Here is a 19,336-nt window from a genome sequence, read left to right as displayed (position 1 = left end):
GTGATCACGCTGCGTCGCGCAGCAGGTGCTTGAGCAGCTTGCCCGTCGCCGTGCGCGGCAGGCTCTCGTGCACCTCGAAGATGCGCGGAATCTTGTAGCGCGCCAGCCGGTCCTCCAGAAAGCGCACCAGCTCGCGCGCTTCGAGCGCGCGTCCGCCACGTGCCACCAGCATCGCGGTCACGGTCTCGCCCCACTCGGGGTGCGGACGGCCGATGACGGCCACGTCCTGCACGTCGGGGTGGGCGCCCAGCGCGTCTTCGACCTCCTTCGAATAGACGTTCTCGCCGCCCGTGATGATCATGTCGCGCAGCCGGTCGACGATGAACAGGAAGCCGTCCTCGTCCACTCGCGCGAGGTCGCCCGTGCGGTACCAGCCTTGCGCGTCGAAGGCCTCGGCGGTGGCCTGCGGGTTGTCGAGATAGCCCTGCATCGCGGCCGGCGAACGCAGATGGATCTCGCCGACCTCGCCTGCGCCGCAGCGCCGCCCGTCGGGGTGGCGCACCTCGATCGCCACGCCCGGCACGCCTGCGCGGCCGATGGAACCGGCCTTGGCGATCGCGTCCTCCGGGTAGAGCACCGTGCCCAGCGGCCCGGATTCGGTCATGCCGTAGACCTGCACGAAGCGGTCGCTGCGGTAGCTCTGGGCCAGCTTGCGCGCCATGTCGGCGCCGAGCGGACCGCCGCCGTAGGCCCACAGGCGCATCGCGCTGAAGTCATAGCGTGCCACGTCGGGCACCACCGACAGCGGCGCCAGGAAGGCGATCGGCGCACCGAAGGTGAAGGTGATGCGCTCTTCGGCCAGCGTGTCGAGGAAGGCCTTCGGCGCGTACTCGCGCAGCAGCACCACGGTGCCGCCCATGAGCAGCGTGCCCAGCAGCCAGTTGTTCAGCGGCGACGAATGCCACACCGGCATCGCGACCAGCGTGCGCTCATTGCGGGTGAGCGACATGCCCGCCGCCGTGCACACCGCCGCCATGAAGACGTTGCGATGGCTGTGCAGGCAGCCCTTGGGCTTGCCCGTGGTGCCCGAGGTGTAGAGCACCTGGGCCAGGGTGTCGGCGCCGGGTGCGGCCAGCTCGTCGCCGAGCGGCGCGGCCTGCACCATCAACTCATCGAACAGCGGCAGGCCGTCGGCGGCGCTGTCGGTCGCGAGCCAGTCGCAGCGGTGCGCGATGCGCGACGCGACCTGCGCTGCGAGCGTGCCATCGGCCACGCACAGGCGCACGCCGGCATGGGCCAGCACGTAGTCGATCTCCGGCGCCTGCAGCTTGTGGTTGACCGGCACCACCGCCGCGCCGAGGCGCCAGGCGCCGAACATCGCGGCGACGAAGCCGATCGTGTTGAAGCACAGCAAGGCGACCTTGTCGCCGTTGCCCACGCCCTGTGCGTGCAGCACGGTGGCGGCGCGGCGCGAGAGGTCGGCGAACTCGGCGTAGGTCCAGGCACGGCCTGCGGCACGCAGGCATTCGTGATCGGGCTGGGTGCGGGCGTGCTGGTCGAGCAGCGAAACGAAATCCATCCGTGTCGTCTCCGCGCGTTCAGTGCCAGGCGGCGCGCACGAGGGCGCCGGGGTCGCTGGTGCCGGCGCTGATGCCGGTCACCGGGCCCCAGTCGGGATCGAAGCGGCTCGACACGAAAGCCGCCGAGGCCGCCGGGCTCGCGTGCTGCAGCATCAGGCCGGCCTGTGCCGCGCGCACCAGCCGCTGCGTGAAGCGGCGCGCCTGGCGTTCGAGGTCCTGCGGCGCCAGCTGCACCATCTGGCGCAGGGCCTGCACTTCGGTTTGCAGACGCGCTTCACCGGTGGTCACTTCCTGCAGGTGATCGAGCACGAGGTGCGCGTCGTCCGGGTTGCGCGACACGGCGCGCAGCACGTCCAGGCACATCACGTTGCCCGAGCCTTCCCAGATCGAGTTGACCGGCGCCTCGCGGAACAGGCGCCCCATCGGGCCGTCTTCCACGTAGCCGTTGCCGCCGAACACCTCCATCGCCTCGCCGGTGAGTGCCACTGCGCGCTTGCAGTTCCAGAACTTGGCGGCGGGCGTGAGCAGGCGGCGCCACGCGGTGTCCAGCGGCGCGGCCGAACCGAAGCGCGAGGCGAGTTCCATCGCCAGCAGCGTGGCGCTTTCGGTTTCGAGCGCCATGTCGGCCAGCAGCTCGGTCATCACCGGCTGGTCGACCAGTGCCTTGCCGAAGGCGAAGCGATTGCGCGTGTAGTGCAGCGCCTGCGCGAAGCCCTGGCGCATGAAGCCGGCGCTGGCGAGCGCGCAGTCCAGGCGCGTCACGGTGGCCATCTCGATGATGGTCGGGATGCCGCGCCCCTCGTCGCCCACGAGCACGCCCCAGGCTTCCTTGAACTCGACCTCGCTGCTGGAGTTGGAGCGGTTGCCGACCTTGTCCTTCAGCCGTTGGATGTGGATCGCGTTCTTGCTGCCGTCGGGCCGCCAGCGCGGCACGAAGAAGCACGAGGAGCCGTGCTCGTCGGTCTTGGCCAGCACCAGGTGGCCGTCGCACATCGGCGCGGAGAAGAACCACTTGTGGCCGGTGATGAGGAACTCGCTGCCCCACGGGCCCTGGCCGGCCGGCACGGCGCGCGTGGTGTTGGTGCGCACGTCGCTGCCGCCTTGCTTCTCGGTCATGCCCATGCCGACGGTGATGGAGGTCTTGCCTTCGAGCGGGATGTCGCGCGCATCGTGTTCGCCCGAGGCGAGCTTGCCCTGCAGGTCGGCGTACAGCGCGGCGTTGCGGCGCATCACGGGGATGCAGGCCTTGGTCATGGTGGTCGGGCAGGTCGAGCCCGACTCGATCTGGCTGTGCATGTACAGCGACGCGCCGTAACCCACCCAGGCCGACGGCCGCGCGTCGAAGAAGGGCAGGTTGGCGATGCCGTTGCGCCGCGCGATCGACATCATGGTGTGCCACGCGGGATGGAACTGCACGCTGTCGATGCGCGTGCCGGTGCGCGAGTGCGTGTGCAGCTCGGGTTCGTGGCGGTTGGCGTCCTCGGCGGCGCGCAGCGTGGCCTCGGCGCCGTACTCGGCACCCTGGCGCACCAGTTCGTCGTCGCGCCAGGCCGCGCCACCGCGCCCCACGGCGGCGCGCAGGGTGGGGTCGCTGGTGTAGACGTTGTAGTCCTTGAGTTCGGGGACCTGGTTGTCGGGGTGGATGCCGGTGGTGGTCATGGGGTTGTCTCCGTGAATCGATGAAAGAGGGCGGTCAGGCGGCGGCGCGTTCGCGCACCACCAGCGTCTGGGTCGCCAGGCCGATGAGGCCGCGCGTGTCGTACAGGTGGGACACGGTGAGGCCCGCGCCGCCGCCATGGATCTCGGTGCTGGCGCGCAGGCCGATCCATTCGCCCTCGGGCACGCGAAAGAGGTTCAGGCTCAGGTCGGCGTTCGAGAACAGGAAGTCGGTGGGCGGCAGCACCCAGCTCAGGCCGTTGCCGAAGTCGGCGGCGGCCGCCGCGCGCATCGCGGGCGAGGTCGCCACGCCGCGCACCATCGGCACCGCGAGGCGAAACCACGCGGCGCCCGCGCCGGGCTGCGAGATGTCGCCCTGCGCGAGGCGCGATTCGACGGCGGTCTGGTGGAACGAGGTTCCGTCGGGCAGGCCCGGAATGCGCAGCCGCTGGCTGCAGTCCTCGGGCCGCGGCAACAGTTCGCGCGGCGCGTCGCCCGCGGGCAGGTGGGACGGCAGCGTGAGCGGGTTGGTCTTCAGCAGCAGCGCATGCGCGCGCGCCACCACCGTGTCGCCCGCGAGCAGGTCGATGCCCACGCGCACCGTGGCGCGCGAGGCCTGCGATTGCGTGCGCGTGACCAGCGGCGCCACCGGCACCGGCTTCACCAGTTCGAGCGTGAGCCGCGCCAGCTGCCAGCCCGGGCCGGGCGCCTGCTGCTCGGCCACGTACGCGAGCAGCGCGGCGGGCGCGCCGCCGTGTTGTGCGCGCGGGTCCCATGGGCCGCGCGAGAGGGTGTCGGGGAGCCACGCATCGCCTTCGCCGGTGTAGACGGCGGGGGGCGTTGTCTCGGGGGCGCGGTCGTGCGAGGTCATTGCAGAATGCCTTTCGATGGGATCAAAAATTCTAGGAACAACCCGCCCGCAAGGTGTTCGGGTTCGGCGGCCATGACAGGCGTGCGCGCGCCCGTGGCCGCCCCGAGGAGAAAGCCGCGCCAGTCCCGCGCGCGCCACACCTCGCAGGCGCTGCAGGAAGCCTTTGTTCGGCTTTTGGTCGAGAAGGGTTACGCCGCCATCACGATCCGCGAGATCGTCGCCGTGGCGGGCACAGGCCTGGGCAGCTTCTACGAATACTTCGAGAACAAGGACGACCTGGCGCGCGTGTGCCTGCACCTGCGCTCCAAGGCCTTGCTGCTGGACATGCGCGCGGCCGTGGCCGCGAACGCCGGCCGGCCGTGGCGCGAGATCGTCGACGTGGTGATCGAGGCGCAGCTCGATGCGCACCGCGCGCAGCCCGTGGCATGGGGCGCGCACTACCTGCTGGAGCGGCACCTCTCCAGCCCCGAGGCCTACCGCAAGATGTACGACCGCTTCGTGGCCGAATGGGTGGGCGTGCTGGACGCGGCGGGCGACGTGAAGGCCGACGGTCCGAAGAAGAAAGAGGCGGCGCGCGTGTGCCAGACCATCATCTACGGCCTGGTCGCGCACACGCACCTGGGTACGGGCGGGCGGCCTGATCTGCAGGCGCTGTCACGCCAGCTGCGTGACGCGCTGGGGGGCTACCTGGCGACGGTCGCCTGATGCGGGGTGAGGGTCGAAAGCGCTATCGGCTGTCGCTCAGCGCGACGACTTGTTCGTCGTGCCGCTGACGCCGGCGTCGATGGTGCCGAACACCGTCACGCCGCTGCCCGATGAAGACGTGGAGGACGAAGACGGCGACGGCGCGGTGCCGGCGCAGCCCGAAACCAGCAGGCCGGTCGCAAGGACGGCGAGGGCGGCAAGGATCGACTTCACGGCAGGACTCCAGAGAACAAAGGACGTCCCACTATAGGCCGCGGCCCCGGCCGCCCTGTAACAAAGACACCAGCCGCGGCAGGGGTTGCGGCGCGGCGCCGTTCAGGGGGCGATGCGCGGGTCGGTCGCCAGCAGCATCCGCACCATCGACTGCAGGTCGGCCCGCAGCCGCGCTGCGCCGGCTTCGTCGAGCGCCAGCGTGGCTTCGTCCATGTAGAGCTTGCGGTTGATCTCGACCTGGATGCTGTGGCGGTTGTTCGCCGGGTTGCCGTGTCGGCGCACCAGTTCCACGCCCTTGTACGGGTGGTTGTAGTCCACGCTGTAGCCGTGTGCGCGCAGGTGCTCGCACAGCTTGTGCGACAGCGCCGGGTCGGCCGTGCTGCCGTCGCGGTCGCCGATCACGAAGTCGGCGTGCGCCATCCCCGGGAAGTCGGTCGCGTGGCTGCCCGCAATGGCCGGCATCGAGTGGCAGTTGATGTGGATGCTGTAGCCGTGCCGCGCGTGCGCGTCGTCGATGGCTTGCGCCACCGCCGCGTGGTACGGACGCCAGCACTGGTCGATGCGCTGGCGCACCTCGGCCACCGTGAGCGGCCGGTCGTAGATCGGCAGGCCTTCGTCGGTGAGCTTCCAGATCAGGCCCTTGCCCAGGCGCACTTTCGACAGCACGCGCGGGTCGGTCGACACCGGGTCGGTCCACGGGCCGTCGAGCATCGTGGTGTCGACCTCGGTCATGTCGCGGTTGGCATCGAGATAGCTGCGCGGAAAGTGCGCCTCGACCCAGGCCGCGCCCATGGCGCTCGCGAAGGCGTAAAGCTTCTCGACGTGGGTGTCCTCGGCCCGGCGCAGCGTGGCGAGGTCGCACACGGGCCGGAAGTCCTCGGGGTAGGCGGTGCCGCTGTGCGGCGAGTCCAGCACCAGCGGGGTGTGCCCGGCGACGCTGGTCACCTGGGCGCGGGTTTGAATCAGTTTCAGGACTGGATGCATAGGCAGGGTCGGTCAGTCCAATCGGATGCGCGCGAAGGCGGCCACTTTCTTCATCTTCTCGATCTCGCTCGCGATCTGCTTCGTGAACTCCGCCGGCGTGGTGCCCGAGGCGTAGAGGCCCTGCAGCGCGAGGCGCTCGCGCACCGCGGGGTCCTTCAGCGCGGTGGCCACGGCCTGCTGCATGCGCAGCACCAGCTCGGCCGGCGTGCCGGCGGGCGCGATCATGCCGAACCACGACGGGTCGTTGCTGGCCGCGTAGCCCAGTTCGCCGTAGGTCGGCACCTCGGGCAGCACGTCGAGGCGGCCGCTCCAGGACACGGCCAGCGCCTTCAGCTTGCCGGCCTTCACGTGCGGCAGCGACGAAGCCACCTGGTCGAAGTACACCGGCACCTGGCCCGCGAGCACGTCGTTGATGGCCGGGCCCGCACCGCGGTAGGGGATGTGCACCATCGAGGTTCCGGTGCTGCTCTTGAACAGCTCGCCCCACATGTGGCCGATGGTGCCGTTGCCCGGCGAGGCGTACGACACCTTGCCGGGGTTGGCCTTCAGGTACTTCACGAGTTCCGCGAAGCTGCCCACCGGCAGCACGGCCGGGTTGATGACGATCACGCCCGGCGCCTTCACCAGTTCGGTGACGGCGGCGAAGCCCTTGATCGGGTCGTAGGGCAGCTTCTGGTACACGGCCGGGTTCACGCCATGCGTGGAGAGCGTGGCCACGCCGAAGCTCAGGCCGTCGGGCGCGGCGCGCGCCAGCTCGGCCATGCCGATCGAGCCGCCCGCGCCGGCGCGGTTGTCGATCACCACGGGCTGCTGGAGGATCTTGGCCAGGGGCTCGGAGAGCACGCGGGCCGTGATGTCGGTGGCGCCGCCGGGCGGGAAGGGCACGACCAGGCGGATCGGCTTGCCTTGGGCAAAGGATATTCCCGGCACGAAGGAAGCGGCGGCCAGGGTGGAAAGGAAATGACGACGTTGCATGAGGGTTCTTCCAATGGAACGATGAGTGAATGTGCAAAGCTGCAGCTCACCTGAAGCAAAGGATATACCCGATATCATTCCCATTTGGAATGATTTGATGGGCTCCCCATGCCGCTGCGACGCCTCAACCCGCCCCTGAACCTGCTGCGCGCCTTCTCCACCGTGGTGCGCTTCGGCGGCGTCTCGCGCGCGGCCGAGGCGCTGCACCTCACGCAGGGCGCGGTGAGCAAGCAGGTGCAGGAACTCGAGCGCTGGATCGGCGCGCCGCTGTTCGAGCGTAGCCGCAAGCGCCTGGCGCTCACGCCGGCCGGCGAGCGCTACGAGAAGGCGGTGCGTGCCCTGCTGGCGCAGCTGGAGGCCGCCACGCTGGAGCTCATCACCAGCGGCGACGGCGGCGGCGCGCTGCACCTGTCGACCCTGCCGACCTTCGGCGCCAAGTGGCTGATTCCGCGTCTGCCCGACTTCCAGCAGCGTCACCCGCAGATCACGCTGCATTTCGTGCCCTTCGTGCACGGCTACGACTTCGAGCGGCCCGAGCTCGACTGCGCCATCCTGTTCGGCGATGGCCACTGGCCCGGCGCGCGCTCGCACTACCTCGCGGGGCAGGACGTGGCGCTGATCGCACCGCGCGCCGCGCAGGCCGAGGCCACCATCCGCACGCCGCAGGACGTGGCGCGCTGCACCTTGCTGCGCCACGTGAGCGTGCCGCAGTCGTGGCTGCAATGGAGCGAGGCGCACGGCGTGCGCGGGCTCGACCCGCTGGCCGGGCCGCAGTTCGACCAGTTCCAGACCATGATCCGCGCCGTCATGGCCGGCATGGGCGTGGCCCTGGTGCCGCGCTGCCTGGTGCAGGACGAAATCGCGTCAGGACTGGTGGACGAGCCCCTGCCCGACGGCGGCTACCGGGGCAGCGAGGGCTACTGGTTCTGCTACCCCGAGGGGCGCGGCGAGCTTGCCACGCTGGGGCACTTCCGCCGCTGGCTGCTCGCGGATGCCGAGCGCAGCGGGGAAGACGGGGAAGATGGGAAAGAGGCGGCGCCGCCGGCCTGACAAGGCCGGGGCGCCTGCGGCGTTCAGGCCGCGTCGGGTGCCGAGAGGTGCTTGCCCACGATGCCCGCGAGTTCGAACATCGTCACCTGGTCCTTGCCGAACACCGGCTTGAGCTTGGCGTCGGCGTTGATCGCGCGCTTGTTGGCCGCGTCCTGCAGGCCGTTGGCCTTGATGTAGTCCCACAGCTTCTTGATGACCTCGGTGCGCGCCACCGGTTCGGCGCCGATCACCGCGGCCAGCGAGTCGCTGGGCTTGAGGCCCGCGCCCGGCTTGCGTGGCTTGGCTTCCTTCTTCGCGGCCGGTGCCTTCTTGGCGGCGGGCGTCTTCTTCGCCGCGACTTTCTTGGCTGCCGCGGTCTTTGCCGCCGGCTTGCCGAAGGTCTTGCGCGGCGGGAACTTGCTGCCGCCTTCGCGCGGTGCGAACTCGAAGGTCACCTTGCCTTCTTCGGCGTTCCACGTGAGGAAGGCCTTGAAGGCGCGGCGCGTGCGCATCGACACGAACTTGTCGAGCAGGTCGGTCTTGCCGGTGGCCAGCAGCTTCTCCATCTGGTCGCGCTCCACCGGCTGCTGCAGGATGATCTTGCCGGTCTTGAAGGTGCAGCTGGGCGTGGGCTGCGAGTTCGTCGGCACCGACTTCTCGCAGACGTAGTTGCTGCCGTGGTCGAACACCGGCGCGCCGCACACCGGGCACGGGCCCACGGTGTCCTGCGTGCTGAAATCGACGATTTCGCCGCTGTCTTCGTTCTTGTCGTCGCCGAAGTCGAACTCCAGCTTCCAGTTCTTGGCTTCTTCCCCGTCGTACTTGAGGATGATCTCGGCGGTGAAGGGCCAGCCCGCCTTGGAGCGGAAGCCTTCGAGCGGACCGATGTGCTTGTTGGCCAGCAGCTGCTCGGCCTCGGCCACCTCGAAGGTGCGCCCGGCCGGCGACTTGCCGAACGAGAAGCCGCAGGCGTCCTCGCCCGTGCCGCTCTTGCCGGTGCAGCCGTAGCGGCGGTAGTTTTCCTTCACCACGCCGCCGCAGTTGGGGCAGGGCGTGGCCAGCGTGGCGTAGTCGCCGGGCACGGTGTCGCGGTCGTACTCCTTGGCCTTCTTGACGATGTGCTCTGTCATCTCGGCGATCTCGCGCATGAAGGCGTCGCGGCTGAGCGCACCCTTTTCCATCTGCGCGAGCTTGTATTCCCACTCGCCCGTGAGTTCGGCCTTGGAGAGTTCTTCCACGCCCAGGCCGCGCAGCAGCGTCATGAGCTGGAAGGCCTTGGCGGTCGGAATGAGTTCGCGGCCTTCGCGCAGCATGTACTTCTCGGCGATCAGCCCTTCGATGGTGGCCGCGCGCGTGGCTGGCGTGCCCAGGCCCTTTTCCTGCATGGCCTCGCGCAGCTCGTCGTCGTCGATCATCTTGCCAGCGCCTTCCATGGCGCCCAGCAGCGTGGCTTCCGAATAGCGTGCGGGCGGGCGCGTCTTCAGGCCCTTGAGGTCGGCCGACTCGGTCTGCACGACTTCGCCCGGCTTCACCGGCACGAGGCGCTTGCCGTCCTTGTCGTCTTCCTTCTCGTCGTCCTGGGCTTCCTTGCCGTAGATGGCAAGCCAGCCCGGCTTCACCAGCACCTTGCCGTCGGTGCGGAAGGGGTACTTCTTGCCGTTCTGTTCCACCGTGCTGATGCGGGTGGTCACCTGGTACTCGGCGCTCGGGAAGAACACCGACAGGAAGCGGCGCACGACGAAGTCATACAGCTTCTGCTCGGCTTCGCTCAGGCCGCTCGGTGCCTGCAGCGTCGGGATGATGGCGAAGTGATCCGACACCTTGGCGTTGTCGAAGATGCGCTTGTTGGGCTTCACGAAGTTGCCGTCGATCGCCTGCTGGGCGAACGGCGCCAGGTGCTTCATGCCGCTGTTGGCGAGCATGCCCATGGTCTGCTTGACGACCGGCAGGTAGTCTTCCGGCAGCGCGCGCGAATCGGTACGCGGGTAGGTCAGCGCCTTGTGGCGTTCGTACAGGCTCTGGGCCAGCGCGAGCGTGGTCTTGGCGCTGAAGCCGAAGCGGCCGTTGGCCTCGCGCTGCAGCGAGGTCAGGTCGAACAGCGCGGGCGAGGCCTGCGTGGTGGGCTTGCTTTCTTCCGTGACCGTGGCGGGCTTGCCGCGCGAGGCGTCGGCGATGGCGCGAGCTTCCTGCTCGGACCACACGCGGTCGGCGCGTTGCTCGGGATCGGGTTCGCCGTTGGCCAGCAGAGGCGCGTTGGCCTTCTTCCAGTCGGGGTTGAACCACTTGCCCGGGTACTGGCCGGCCTCGGCCGCGAAGCTGCCGTGGATTTCCCAGTACTCGCGCGAAACGAACTTGCGGATCTGCTCTTCGCGCTCCACCACCACCGACAGCGTCGGCGTCTGCACGCGGCCCACCGTCGTGAGGAAGAAGCCGCCGTCGCGCGAGTTGAACGCCGTCATGGCGCGCGTGCCGTTGATGCCCACCAGCCAGTCGGCCTCGGAGCGCGAGCGCGCGGCGTCGGCCAGGCCCTGCATCTGCTTCTCGCTGCGCAGCGCATCGAAGCCGTCGCGGATCGCCTGCGGCGTCATCGACTGCAGCCACAGGCGCTTGACCGGCTTGCCCAGCGGGCTCTTGCCGCCGGCGTACTGCTCGATCAGGCGGAAGATCAGCTCACCCTCGCGGCCCGCGTCGCAGGCGTTGATGAGCTGCGTCACATCCTTGCGCTTGGCCTGCTTGACCACCGCGTTCAGGCGCGTCTTGGTCTTGTCGACCGGCTTGAGGTCGAAGTGCGGCGGGATCACCGGCAGGTTGGCAAAGCTCCACTTGCCGCGCTTGACGTCGAACTCCTCGGGCGCCTGGATCTCGACCAGGTGACCGACAGCGCTGGTCACGACGTAGCTGTCGTTCTCGAAATGCTCGTCATGTTTGTCGAACTTGCCGGCGACCGGCGTGAGGGCGCGGACGATGTCCTGGGCCACCGACGGCTTTTCTGCGATTACCAACGTCTTCATCAACAAATTCCTAATAAAAGTTCAGGCCGGCGCCGAGCCGCCTCAAGGCGGCCTGCGGCCCCCTCGGGGGGCAGCGACGACACGCAGTGCGAGAGCGTGGGGGCCACATACAATCTGCGGCTTCCCGCGTGTGCGCACGCGCACACGCGCATGTGTGCATATTCAACCTAACAGACTTCGGCGATGCCTTCCAAATCCCCACTTTCCGGCGGTCGCCGAATCCAGATGCGGCGCTCCGACGTCCATGGCAACGGCGTGTTCGCCGTGCAGGACCTGGCGGAAGGCGAAACGCTGATCGAATACAAGGGCCAGGTCATCAGCTGGAAGGAGGCACTGCGCCGCCATCCGCACGACCCTTCGCAGCCCAACCACACCTTCTACTTCCATATCGACGACGGGCGTGTGATCGACGGCAACGTCCAGGGCAACGATGCCCGCTGGATCAATCACTCATGCGAGCCGAACTGCGAGGCCGACGAAGTCGACGGGCGCGTTTATATCAAGGCGCTGAGAAACATTGCTGCCGGCGAGGAACTGAACTACGACTACGGCCTGATCATCGACGAGCCGTACACCGAGAAGCTGCTGTCCGAGTTCCCGTGCTGGTGCGGCTCCGAGATGTGCCGCGGCACGCTGCTCACGCCGAAGGACGAGGACGAAGAAAAGAGCAAGAAGAAAAAGAAGAAGGCCAAGAAAAAGGCGGAGAAGAAGAAGGCCGAGGCCAAGGAAGCGAAGAAGGCTGAAAAGAAAGCCGAGAAAAAAGCGGACAAGAAGGCCGACAAGAAAAAGGCCGACGGCAAGAAGAAGTCCAAGGACGACACCCCGGCCCCCGCCGGAGACTGACCATGGGCACGCCGACCTCCGCCTGGTTCGAAGAACGGATCGCCGCGGCGGTCGCGCCGCTGCTGCCCGGCTTCATGGTCGAGGCCGTGGCCGAGATCGATTCCACCAACACCGAGCTGATGCGCCGCGCGCGCGCCGGTCGCACCGACCCCGTGCTGCTCGTGGCCGAGCGCCAGACGGCCGGGCGCGGTCGCCTCGGCCGTCCTTGGCAGAGCGCACAGCAACCCGAGGCGCAGTCCTCGCTCACCTTTTCGCTGGGCATGCCGCTGGCGCCGGCCGACTGGTCGGGCCTGTCGCTGGCCGTGGGCGTGAGCGTCGCCGAGAGCCTCGACCCGACGGGCGCGCACAAGGTCGGCCTGAAGTGGCCCAACGACATCTGGGTGAACGACAGCAAGCTGGTCGGCATCCTCATCGAAACCGCCATGCCGCAGACAGCCCAGCCCGATGCCGCGCGCTATCTCGTGATCGGCATCGGCATCAACATCGGCCCGCGCGAGGCCGACGGCATGCGCACGCCGCCGGCCTGGCTGCGCCAGTGGCAGCCCGAGGCTTCCGCGCCCGAGGTGCTGCAGTCGGTGGCCGAACCGCTGGTGCGCAGCGTGCTGGCTTTTGAGGCCCATGGCTTCGCGCCCTTTGCCGAACGCTTTGCGGCGCGCGACGTATTGCGCGGACGCGAGGTGACGCTCAGCGACGGCACCGCCGGCCTGTGCGAAGGCGTGGCCTGGGGCGGCGAGCTGCAGGTGCGCACCGACGCCGGCCTGCAGCTCATCTCGAGCGACGAAGTGAGCGTGCGCCCGCGCGGCATGTCTTTCTGAGCGAGGGCATGAAGCTGCGCCTGCTCCTCATCGCCTTGCTCGCGGCCAATGCGGGCTACTGGCTGTGGACGCGCGGCGACCTGGCCGGCTTCGGGCTCGCACCCGCAGCGCTCGACGAGCGCGAGCCGCAGCGCATGGCGCGGCAGATCCACCCCGAGTGGGTGCAGATCCGCAAGGACACCAAACCGGTGGATACGCCGGCGCCCTAGTGTGCTGTCCCGCAAATAACTGCGCCTGAAATCGCGCCTTTCACGCCGGGGCGGCGTTGCAAATCCTCGCGATACCTGCGGGTATCGCTGCGGTTTGCGCCTTGCCCCAACGTGAAACGCATCGATTTCATAGGCGCAGTTATTTGCGGGACAGCACACCCGCCGGGCGGATTCATTCCGAAGGCGCCTCCTCGAAGCGCACGGTGAAAAGCGCGCCCGGCGGATGCTTGCCGGGGTGTGCGTCTTCCAGCTTCACTTGTGCGCGGTGCTGGTTGGCGATCTCGCGCACGATCGGCAGGCCCAGCCCCGAGCCGTCGGCCTCGTTGCCGAGCACGCGGTAGAAAGGCTCGAACACCAGCTCGCGGTCGGCTTCGGCGATGCCGGGGCCGTTGTCCTCCACCTGCACCAGCTGCACGTGGCCGAAGGGGTCGGCCAGCACGCGCGCGGTGACCACGCCGGGGCGCTCGGGCGTCGAGGGCGTGTAGTTGAGCGCGTTGTCGACCAGGTTGCGCACCAGCTCCTTGAGCAGCGTCGGATTCCCGTCGACCATCACGCCGGGCGCGCCGGCCTGGGCGCCGTCGTAGCCCAGGTCGATGCGCTTCTCGATCGCGCGCGGCACGGCTTCGCGCACCACCTCGATGGTCAGCCGCGCGAGATCGCAGGGCTGGCAATGCGTCATGGCGCTGGTGCCCTCGGCGCGCGCCAGAGACAGCAGCTGGTTCACGGTGTGCGTGGCGCGCACGCTGGCGCGGCCGATCTGCTTGAGCGACTGCTTGAGCTCGTCGGCGTTGGCGCCTTCGCGCTGCGCCAGGTCGGCCTGCATGCGCAGGCCCGCCAGCGGCGTCTTGAGCTGGTGGGCGGCATCGGCCAGGAAGCGCTTTTGCGTGTCGATGGAGTCGTTGAGCTTGTCGAGCAGCTCGTTCACCGACGACACCAGCGGCACCACCTCGAGCGGCACCGAGGACTCGTCGAGCGGGCTCAGGTCGCCCGGGCGGCGCTCGCGGATGCGCGCCTCGACCACCGACAGCGGCTTGATGCCGCGCACCAGCGCCAGCCAGATCAGCAGCACCGCCAGCGGCAGGATCGCGAACTGCGGCAGCAGCACGCCCTTGATGATCTCGGTGGCCAGCACCGACTGCTTTTCGCGCGTCTCGGCCAGCTGCAGCAGCGAGGGGGGAACGTCTTCGCTCCCGCTGGGAATCCACAGCGAGGCCATGCGCACCGGCTGGCCGTGCACCGTGCTGTTGTGCAGCAGGACCACGTTGGTGCCGGGCGGGTCGTCCACGTTGGGCTGCGGCAGGTCGCGCTCGCCGTGCAGCAGGTTGCCGCGGCCATCGAGCAGCTGGTAGTAGATGTGGCCCGCGTCGTCGGCGCGCAGGATCTCGCGCGCCGACTGCGACAGCACGAAATGCGTCTGTCCCTCCTTCACCGTGACCAGCTCGGCCAGCACCTTGACGTTGTGCTCCAGCGCGCGGTCGAAGGGCGCGTTGGCGATGCCCTGCGCCACCAGCCAGGTCACGCCGATGCTCACCGGCACGAGCAGCAGCAGCGGCGTGAGCATCCAGTCGAGGATTTCCCCGAACAGGGAGCGCTGGGCGCGCTGGAAGAGCTTCATGCGCGCCTCCCGCCGTCCGGGCGGCGCGACGCTGGCCGCGGGTTCGCGGCAGGCATCAGGACGGAATCTTCTCGAGGCAGTAGCCCAGCCCGCGCACCGTCGCGATGCGCACCGGTCCCTTCTCGATCTTCTTGCGCAGGCGGTGGATGTAGACCTCGATGGCGTTGATGCTCACCTCTTCGCCCCATTCGCACAGCCGGTCCACCAGCTGGTCCTTGCTGACCAGCCGGCCGGCGCGCTGCAGCAGCACCTCGAGCAGGCCCAGTTCGCGCGCCGACAGTTCGATCATCTTGCCGTCGATGGTCGCCACGCGGCCGGCCTGGTCGTAGACCAGCGGACCGTGGCGGATCGCGTTGCTGGTGGCGCCCATGCCGCGCCGCGTGAGGGCACGCACGCGCGCCTCGAGTTCCTGCAGGCTGAAGGGCTTGGCCATGTAGTCGTCGGCGCCGTGGTCCAGGCCCTTCACGCGCTCTTCCACGCTGTCGGCCGCCGTGAGCACCAGCACCGGCAGCTGCGAGCCGCGCGCGCGCAGGCGCTTGAGGATCTCGATGCCGTGCAGGCTGGGCAGCCCGAGGTCGAGGATCAGCAGGTCGAACTCGCTGTGGGTCATGAGCGCGGTGTCGGCCTGCGAGCCGTTGGCCACATGATCGACCGCCGCGCCCGAGGTGCGCAGGCTGCGCAGCAGGGCATCGGCCAGCACCTGGTCGTCTTCGGCAATCAGTATCCGCATGTGCGCCACCTCCGGCTCTCAATCAGTCTCGGCGCCTCTCGGCGCACGTTGTCCCTGGGCGAAGTCTAGCCCGCTGTGTAGGCTTCGAGTCCGATGGTTACCACGGTGGCGATCTCGTCGCCCACGCTGGCGCGGAACTCGCGCTCGGCCTGCGTGACGGCGCGTCGGAAGGCGTCGAGCCAGGCCAGTCCGTCCGCCGTGAACAGCACGCGCCGGGCGCGCGCGTCGAGCGGGTCGGGCCCGCGCGTGACCAGCCCCCAGGCCTCGCACTGGTCGACCAGCGCGCCCATGGCCTGCTTGGTCATGCCGGCGCGCTCGGCCAGCTCGGTCAGGCGCGAACCTTCGCGTGCCAGGTGCCGCGTGATGTGGATGTGCGCCGCGCTCACCTGCGCGCGCGCCGCGAGGTTCGACAGTGCCAGCGGCACCTCGATGTCGTGCGCCATGAGCGCCAGCACGCGCTCGTCGAAGCGGCGCATTGCATGGCCCAGCAGGCGGCCCAGGTGGGTCTGTCGCCAGGCGTCGGGATCGGTGGGAAAGGCGGGGTCGGCCATGGCGGCAGATCGTAAGGCAAACTGACCATAAAGTGAGTTTGCGAAACACCATGAGCCCCTACACTACTGTTCAAGCATCCAGCCTGTGGTTAAAAGCAGATGGATGAGGCAACACATACATCGTTGATTTTCAAGGAGATTTCCACATGGACGCAGTCGTCAAGGGTTCGAGCATCGCAGGCGCCAACAGCGAAAAGGCCAAGGCTCTCCAGGCCGCGCTGGCCCAGATCGAAAAGCAGTTCGGCAAGGGCACCATCATGCGGCTCGGCGAAGGCGAGGCGCTGGAAGACATCCAGGTGGTCTCCACCGGCTCGCTGGGCCTGGACATCGCGCTGGGCGTCGGCGGCCTGCCGCGCGGCCGCGTCGTGGAAATCTACGGCCCGGAATCCTCGGGCAAGACCACGCTCACGCTGCAGGTCATCGCCGCCATGCAGAAGCAGGCCGGCACCTGTGCCTTCGTCGACGCCGAACACGCCCTCGACGTGCAGTACGCCCAGAAGCTCGGCGTGAACCTGTCGGACCTGCTGATCAGCCAGCCCGACACCGGCGAGCAGGCCCTGGAAATCGTCGATTCGCTGGTGCGCTCGGGTGCCGTCGACCTGATCGTGGTCGACTCGGTCGCCGCGCTCACGCCCAAGGCCGAAATCGAAGGCGAAATGGGCGACTCGCTGCCCGGCCTGCAGGCCCGCCTGATGAGCCAGGCGCTGCGCAAGCTCACGGCCACGATCAAGAAGACCAACTGCATGGTCATCTTCATCAACCAGATCCGCATGAAGATCGGCGTGATGTTCGGCTCGCCCGAAACCACCACCGGCGGCAATGCGCTGAAGTTCTACGCCTCGGTGCGCCTGGACATCCGCCGCATCGGCACCATCAAGAAGGGTGACGAGGCCATCGGCAACGAAACCAAGGTGAAGGTGGTGAAGAACAAGGTCTCGCCCCCGTTCAAGACGGCCGAGTTCGACATCCTGTTCGGCGAGGGCATCAGCCGCGAGGGCGAGATCATCGACATGGGCGTGAACGCCAAGATCATCGACAAGTCGGGCGCCTGGTACGCCTACAACGGCGAGAAGATCGGCCAGGGCCGCGACAACGCCCGCGAGTTCCTGCGCGAGAACCCCGAGCTGTCGCGCGAGATCGAGAACAAGGTGCGCGAGTCGCTGGGCATCCCGCTGCTGGCCGCCGATGCCGGCGCCGAACCCGAGAAGGCCGAGAAGCCCGCCAAGGCATCGAAGGCTGACAAGGCGGCGGAGTAAGTTCAATGAAGGCGGCCCTTGCGCACTGCGAGGGCCGCGTGAGCGACTCACCGAATGGCTTTCAGCGCCCCCTCCCTCAAAGGCCGCGCGCTGCGCCTCCTGAGCCAGCGCGAGCATTCGCGCGCGGAGCTGGAGCGCAAGTTGGCGAAGCACGAGGAAGAGCCCGGCACGCTGGCCAAGGCGCTCGATGAACTGGCCGCCAAGGACTTCATCAGCGAGCCGCGCGTCGTGGCCTCGGTGCTGAACCAGCGCGCCGCCCGCTCGGGCGCGTTGCGCGTGAAGCAGGAACTGCAGGCCAAGGGCATCGCGCCCGAAGCCATCGCCGAAGCGGTGGCCGGCTTGCAGGAAACCGAAGTCGAGCGCGCCACGGCCCTGTGGCGCCGCCGCTTCGAGGCGCCGCCCGCCGATGCGAAGGAGCGCGCGAAGCAGATGCGATTCCTGATGGCGCGCGGTTTCTCGGGCGCCGTCGTGTCCAAGGTGCTCAGGAGCGAGTTCGATGACACAGCCGACGACGATCACGAAGAATGAAGGTGGCGCGCCTTCCCGCGTCATCACGCAGCGCGTGAACTGCGAATGGCGCGACGCCTATGCGCTTGCGTCCGACCCGAAGCGGCTGCCCGACTGGGCCAGCGGCCTGGCGAAAAGTGCGCTCGTGCCGCATGGCGATCATTGGATCGTGCGCACGCCTGAAAGCGGCGAGGCCCGCATGCGCTTTGCACCGCCCAACGACCTCGGCGTGCTCGACCACTGGGTGGCGCCCGAAGGCGTGCCCGAGGTCTACCTGCCGTTTCGCGTGATCGGTGTGGCGCCGGGGGTGTGCGAATTGCAGTTCACGCTGCTGCGCCAGCCGCACATGGACGATGCGGCCTTTGCACGCGATGCCGAGTGGATCGCGCGCGACCTGCAGGCCCTGCGCCGCCTGCTCGAGGCGGGCTGAGCCCGGCCTGGCTTACTCGGTGGCGGCGATGTCGTCGGCCAGCGGGTTCTCGGCCTTGTACGCGGCGATGTCACGCACGTTCTTCTGCACCGCCACCGCGCCGAACAGGCTCAGCAGGAAGGCCATGGCGTAGAAGCCCTTTTCGCTGGGGGCCAGCGTGGCGTTGAACAGGCCGACGGCGAGCAGGCCCACCGACAGCAGCAGCGAGACCCAGCACAGGCCGAAGTAGATGCCGGTGACCGAGATGCCCTCGAGCCGGTCGCGCACGGTCTTTTGCAGCGACACGGCGGAGAACAGGCCGTACATGAGGATGGTGAAGTAGTAGCCCTTCTCGTTCAGTTGCATGGCGGCATTCCACAGCCCCAGCAGGTAGACGATGGCACCGATGATCAGCGCGGCCCAGGAGGCGGCGACGAATGCAGCGGTCGGTTTCTGAAATCTGACGGTTCCCATGGCGATCCTCCTCGTTTGTGTGGCGCGATTATGGTGCGGGAAGGCAATGGCATGATCGCCAGCGACCGGCCTCCCAGTCACGAAGGAGGCGGCTTTCCAAAAAACCGGAGGAACCGTTCATGTCGTCGCAACCCCAGTCTCTCGTTCGCACCGGCGCCAAGGCCGGCTTCGCCTTCGCCGGCTCGGCCATCAAGGGCGCGCTGATCGGCCTGTTCCTCGGCGGTGGCGTGTTCCTCTACTACCTGACCCAACTCCAAGGGCCGGGCAACCCGGCCGCGCGGGCCGGTGGTGTGGGCGCCGTCGTGGCGCTGATCACTTCACCGCCGCTGCTGGTGGGCGTTCTCCTGGCGCTGTTCGTCGGCGTGTACTTCCTGCTCGGTGTGCAGCAGGGCCGCGCCCGTGCGATGCAGCACCTGGTCGCGGCACGCGGCGAAGCCGTGTCGCAGCGGCTCGGCGATGCCATCGCGGGCCGCATCGAAGCTATGCCGCGCACGCACAGCGGCCTGCAGCGCGTGTCCGACTGGCTCTCGCCCGACGCCCTGTGCCAGCAGCTCGCGCCAGTGCTCGGCGAAGGTCGGGCCGTGCGCACCGTGGTCGGCTTCGTGGTGGACCGCCTGCCCCTGAGCGACATGCTGGCCGAGTGGCAGCAGGAGCGCGCCGCCCAGGGCGCTGCGCCGGCGACGGGCGACGGTGTGGTGCAGGACCCCGCGCTGCGCGCCTTGCTCACGCGCCGCATCCACGAGGTGCTGCAGGACATGGCGACGCCCTCGCGCAAGCTCTTCTACATCGCGCTGGCCGTGCATGCGGTCCTGTTCGGCATCGGGCTCTGGTTGGTGCGCTGAGCCCGACCGTCTTCGTCGGTCTTGAGGTGCGTGGCTGTTGCCGCGCTGACGCCTGGGCGACAATGAGCGCCCGCGCGGGCCTTGCGGCGTGCGCGGCATCCATGCCTCCCTGTCCGTCTCT

20 protein-coding genes are annotated in these 19,336 nt (G+C 68.6%); 9 read left to right on the top strand and 11 right to left on the bottom strand.

The annotated features are described in order from the left end of the window. Positions 1 to 4 precede the first annotated feature (4 nt). From D3H34_RS12360 to D3H34_RS12350, 3 genes are read right to left on the bottom strand one after another with little or no spacing between them, the layout of a single operon-like run. Complete coding sequence (locus D3H34_RS12360; protein WP_119553751.1) at positions 5 to 1,519, bottom strand: class I adenylate-forming enzyme family protein; 1,515 nt, start codon at positions 1,517 to 1,519, stop codon at positions 5 to 7. A gap of 19 nt (positions 1,520 to 1,538) precedes the next feature. Further along, positions 1,539 to 3,179 carry an acyl-CoA dehydrogenase family protein gene (locus D3H34_RS12355; protein WP_119553750.1) on the bottom strand — a complete coding sequence of 547 codons (1,641 nt, stop codon included), beginning with the start codon at positions 3,177 to 3,179 and terminating at the stop codon, positions 1,539 to 1,541. Positions 3,180 to 3,213: 34 nt separating this feature from the next. Continuing rightward, positions 3,214 to 4,047: a thioesterase family protein gene (locus tag D3H34_RS12350; RefSeq protein ID WP_119553749.1), complete on the bottom strand. Its 834-nt coding sequence runs from the start codon at positions 4,045 to 4,047 to the stop codon at positions 3,214 to 3,216. A gap of 72 nt (positions 4,048 to 4,119) precedes the next feature. Between D3H34_RS12350 and D3H34_RS12345 the strand changes: the two genes are divergently transcribed. After that, positions 4,120 to 4,752, top strand: coding sequence for a TetR/AcrR family transcriptional regulator (locus D3H34_RS12345; RefSeq protein ID WP_119553748.1), 633 nt, complete (start codon positions 4,120 to 4,122; stop codon positions 4,750 to 4,752). A gap of 36 nt (positions 4,753 to 4,788) precedes the next feature. Here D3H34_RS12345 and D3H34_RS34250 read toward each other — a convergent pair whose 3' ends face one another. The 3 genes from D3H34_RS34250 to D3H34_RS12335 form a co-directional block, all read right to left on the bottom strand. Then, on the bottom strand, positions 4,789 to 4,965 hold the full coding sequence (locus tag D3H34_RS34250; protein WP_167481182.1) for a hypothetical protein: 177 nt from the start codon (positions 4,963 to 4,965) through the stop codon (positions 4,789 to 4,791). A 102-nt stretch (positions 4,966 to 5,067) separates the two neighbouring features. After that, positions 5,068 to 5,949: an N-formylglutamate amidohydrolase gene (locus tag D3H34_RS12340; protein ID WP_119553747.1), complete on the bottom strand. Its 882-nt coding sequence runs from the start codon at positions 5,947 to 5,949 to the stop codon at positions 5,068 to 5,070. A gap of 12 nt (positions 5,950 to 5,961) precedes the next feature. After that, a complete protein-coding gene (locus tag D3H34_RS12335; protein ID WP_119553746.1) occupies positions 5,962 to 6,924 on the bottom strand; it encodes a tripartite tricarboxylate transporter substrate binding protein BugE in 963 nt (320 codons plus the stop codon). Between the two features lie 108 nt (positions 6,925 to 7,032). On the opposite strand from D3H34_RS12335, the gene D3H34_RS12330 reads away from it, so the two are divergent. Further along, entirely contained in the window at positions 7,033 to 7,974 is a 942-nt protein-coding gene (locus D3H34_RS12330; protein WP_119553745.1) for a LysR substrate-binding domain-containing protein, read from the top strand. A 23-nt stretch (positions 7,975 to 7,997) separates the two neighbouring features. Here D3H34_RS12330 and D3H34_RS12325 read toward each other — a convergent pair whose 3' ends face one another. Continuing rightward, entirely contained in the window at positions 7,998 to 10,964 is a 2,967-nt protein-coding gene (locus D3H34_RS12325; RefSeq protein ID WP_119553744.1) for a DNA topoisomerase III, read from the bottom strand. Positions 10,965 to 11,147: 183 nt separating this feature from the next. On the opposite strand from D3H34_RS12325, the gene D3H34_RS12320 reads away from it, so the two are divergent. The 3 genes from D3H34_RS12320 to D3H34_RS12310 are packed head-to-tail and all read left to right on the top strand — an operon-like array spanning position 11,148 to position 12,831. Continuing rightward, positions 11,148 to 11,807, top strand: coding sequence for an SET domain-containing protein (locus D3H34_RS12320; protein WP_119553743.1), 660 nt, complete (start codon positions 11,148 to 11,150; stop codon positions 11,805 to 11,807). Between the two features lie 2 nt (positions 11,808 to 11,809). Further along, a complete protein-coding gene (locus D3H34_RS12315; RefSeq protein WP_119553742.1) occupies positions 11,810 to 12,622 on the top strand; it encodes a biotin--[acetyl-CoA-carboxylase] ligase in 813 nt (270 codons plus the stop codon). Between the two features lie 8 nt (positions 12,623 to 12,630). After that, positions 12,631 to 12,831: a sporulation protein gene (locus D3H34_RS12310; RefSeq protein WP_119553741.1), complete on the top strand. Its 201-nt coding sequence runs from the start codon at positions 12,631 to 12,633 to the stop codon at positions 12,829 to 12,831. Between the two features lie 172 nt (positions 12,832 to 13,003). On the opposite strand, the gene D3H34_RS12305 is transcribed toward D3H34_RS12310, so the two are convergent. The 3 genes from D3H34_RS12305 to D3H34_RS12295 form a co-directional block, all read right to left on the bottom strand. Then, positions 13,004 to 14,446, bottom strand: coding sequence for a sensor histidine kinase (locus D3H34_RS12305; protein ID WP_119553740.1), 1,443 nt, complete (start codon positions 14,444 to 14,446; stop codon positions 13,004 to 13,006). 55 nt (positions 14,447 to 14,501) lie between these two features. Beyond that, complete coding sequence (locus D3H34_RS12300) at positions 14,502 to 15,176, bottom strand: response regulator transcription factor (protein WP_099794156.1); 675 nt, start codon at positions 15,174 to 15,176, stop codon at positions 14,502 to 14,504. A 65-nt stretch (positions 15,177 to 15,241) separates the two neighbouring features. Beyond that, a complete protein-coding gene (locus D3H34_RS12295) occupies positions 15,242 to 15,727 on the bottom strand; it encodes a MarR family winged helix-turn-helix transcriptional regulator (protein ID WP_119553739.1) in 486 nt (161 codons plus the stop codon). A gap of 146 nt (positions 15,728 to 15,873) precedes the next feature. Between D3H34_RS12295 and recA the strand changes: the two genes are divergently transcribed. From recA to D3H34_RS12280, 3 genes are read left to right on the top strand one after another with little or no spacing between them, the layout of a single operon-like run. Next, positions 15,874 to 16,983, top strand: coding sequence for a recombinase RecA (gene recA / locus D3H34_RS12290; RefSeq protein ID WP_119553738.1), 1,110 nt, complete (start codon positions 15,874 to 15,876; stop codon positions 16,981 to 16,983). 54 nt (positions 16,984 to 17,037) lie between these two features. Continuing rightward, positions 17,038 to 17,511, top strand: coding sequence for a recombination regulator RecX (recX, locus tag D3H34_RS12285; protein ID WP_119553737.1), 474 nt, complete (start codon positions 17,038 to 17,040; stop codon positions 17,509 to 17,511). Then, a complete protein-coding gene (locus D3H34_RS12280; RefSeq protein ID WP_119553736.1) occupies positions 17,480 to 17,920 on the top strand; it encodes an SRPBCC family protein in 441 nt (146 codons plus the stop codon). The genes recX and D3H34_RS12280 overlap by 32 nt, the downstream gene beginning before the upstream one ends. A gap of 12 nt (positions 17,921 to 17,932) precedes the next feature. On the opposite strand, the gene yiaA is transcribed toward D3H34_RS12280, so the two are convergent. Then, entirely contained in the window at positions 17,933 to 18,373 is a 441-nt protein-coding gene (gene yiaA / locus D3H34_RS12275; RefSeq protein WP_119553735.1) for an inner membrane protein YiaA, read from the bottom strand. Positions 18,374 to 18,492: 119 nt separating this feature from the next. On the opposite strand from yiaA, the gene D3H34_RS12270 reads away from it, so the two are divergent. Further along, positions 18,493 to 19,215 (top strand): hypothetical protein, encoded by a 723-nt coding sequence (locus D3H34_RS12270; RefSeq protein ID WP_119553734.1) that lies wholly within the window; start codon positions 18,493 to 18,495, stop codon positions 19,213 to 19,215. The last annotated feature ends 121 nt before the right edge of the window (positions 19,216 to 19,336 follow it).

The sequence above is a fragment of the Acidovorax cavernicola genome, from assembly GCF_003581445.1.
Note: the sequence above shows the minus strand (reverse complement) of the source record. Positions and strands in the feature narration are given on the sequence as shown.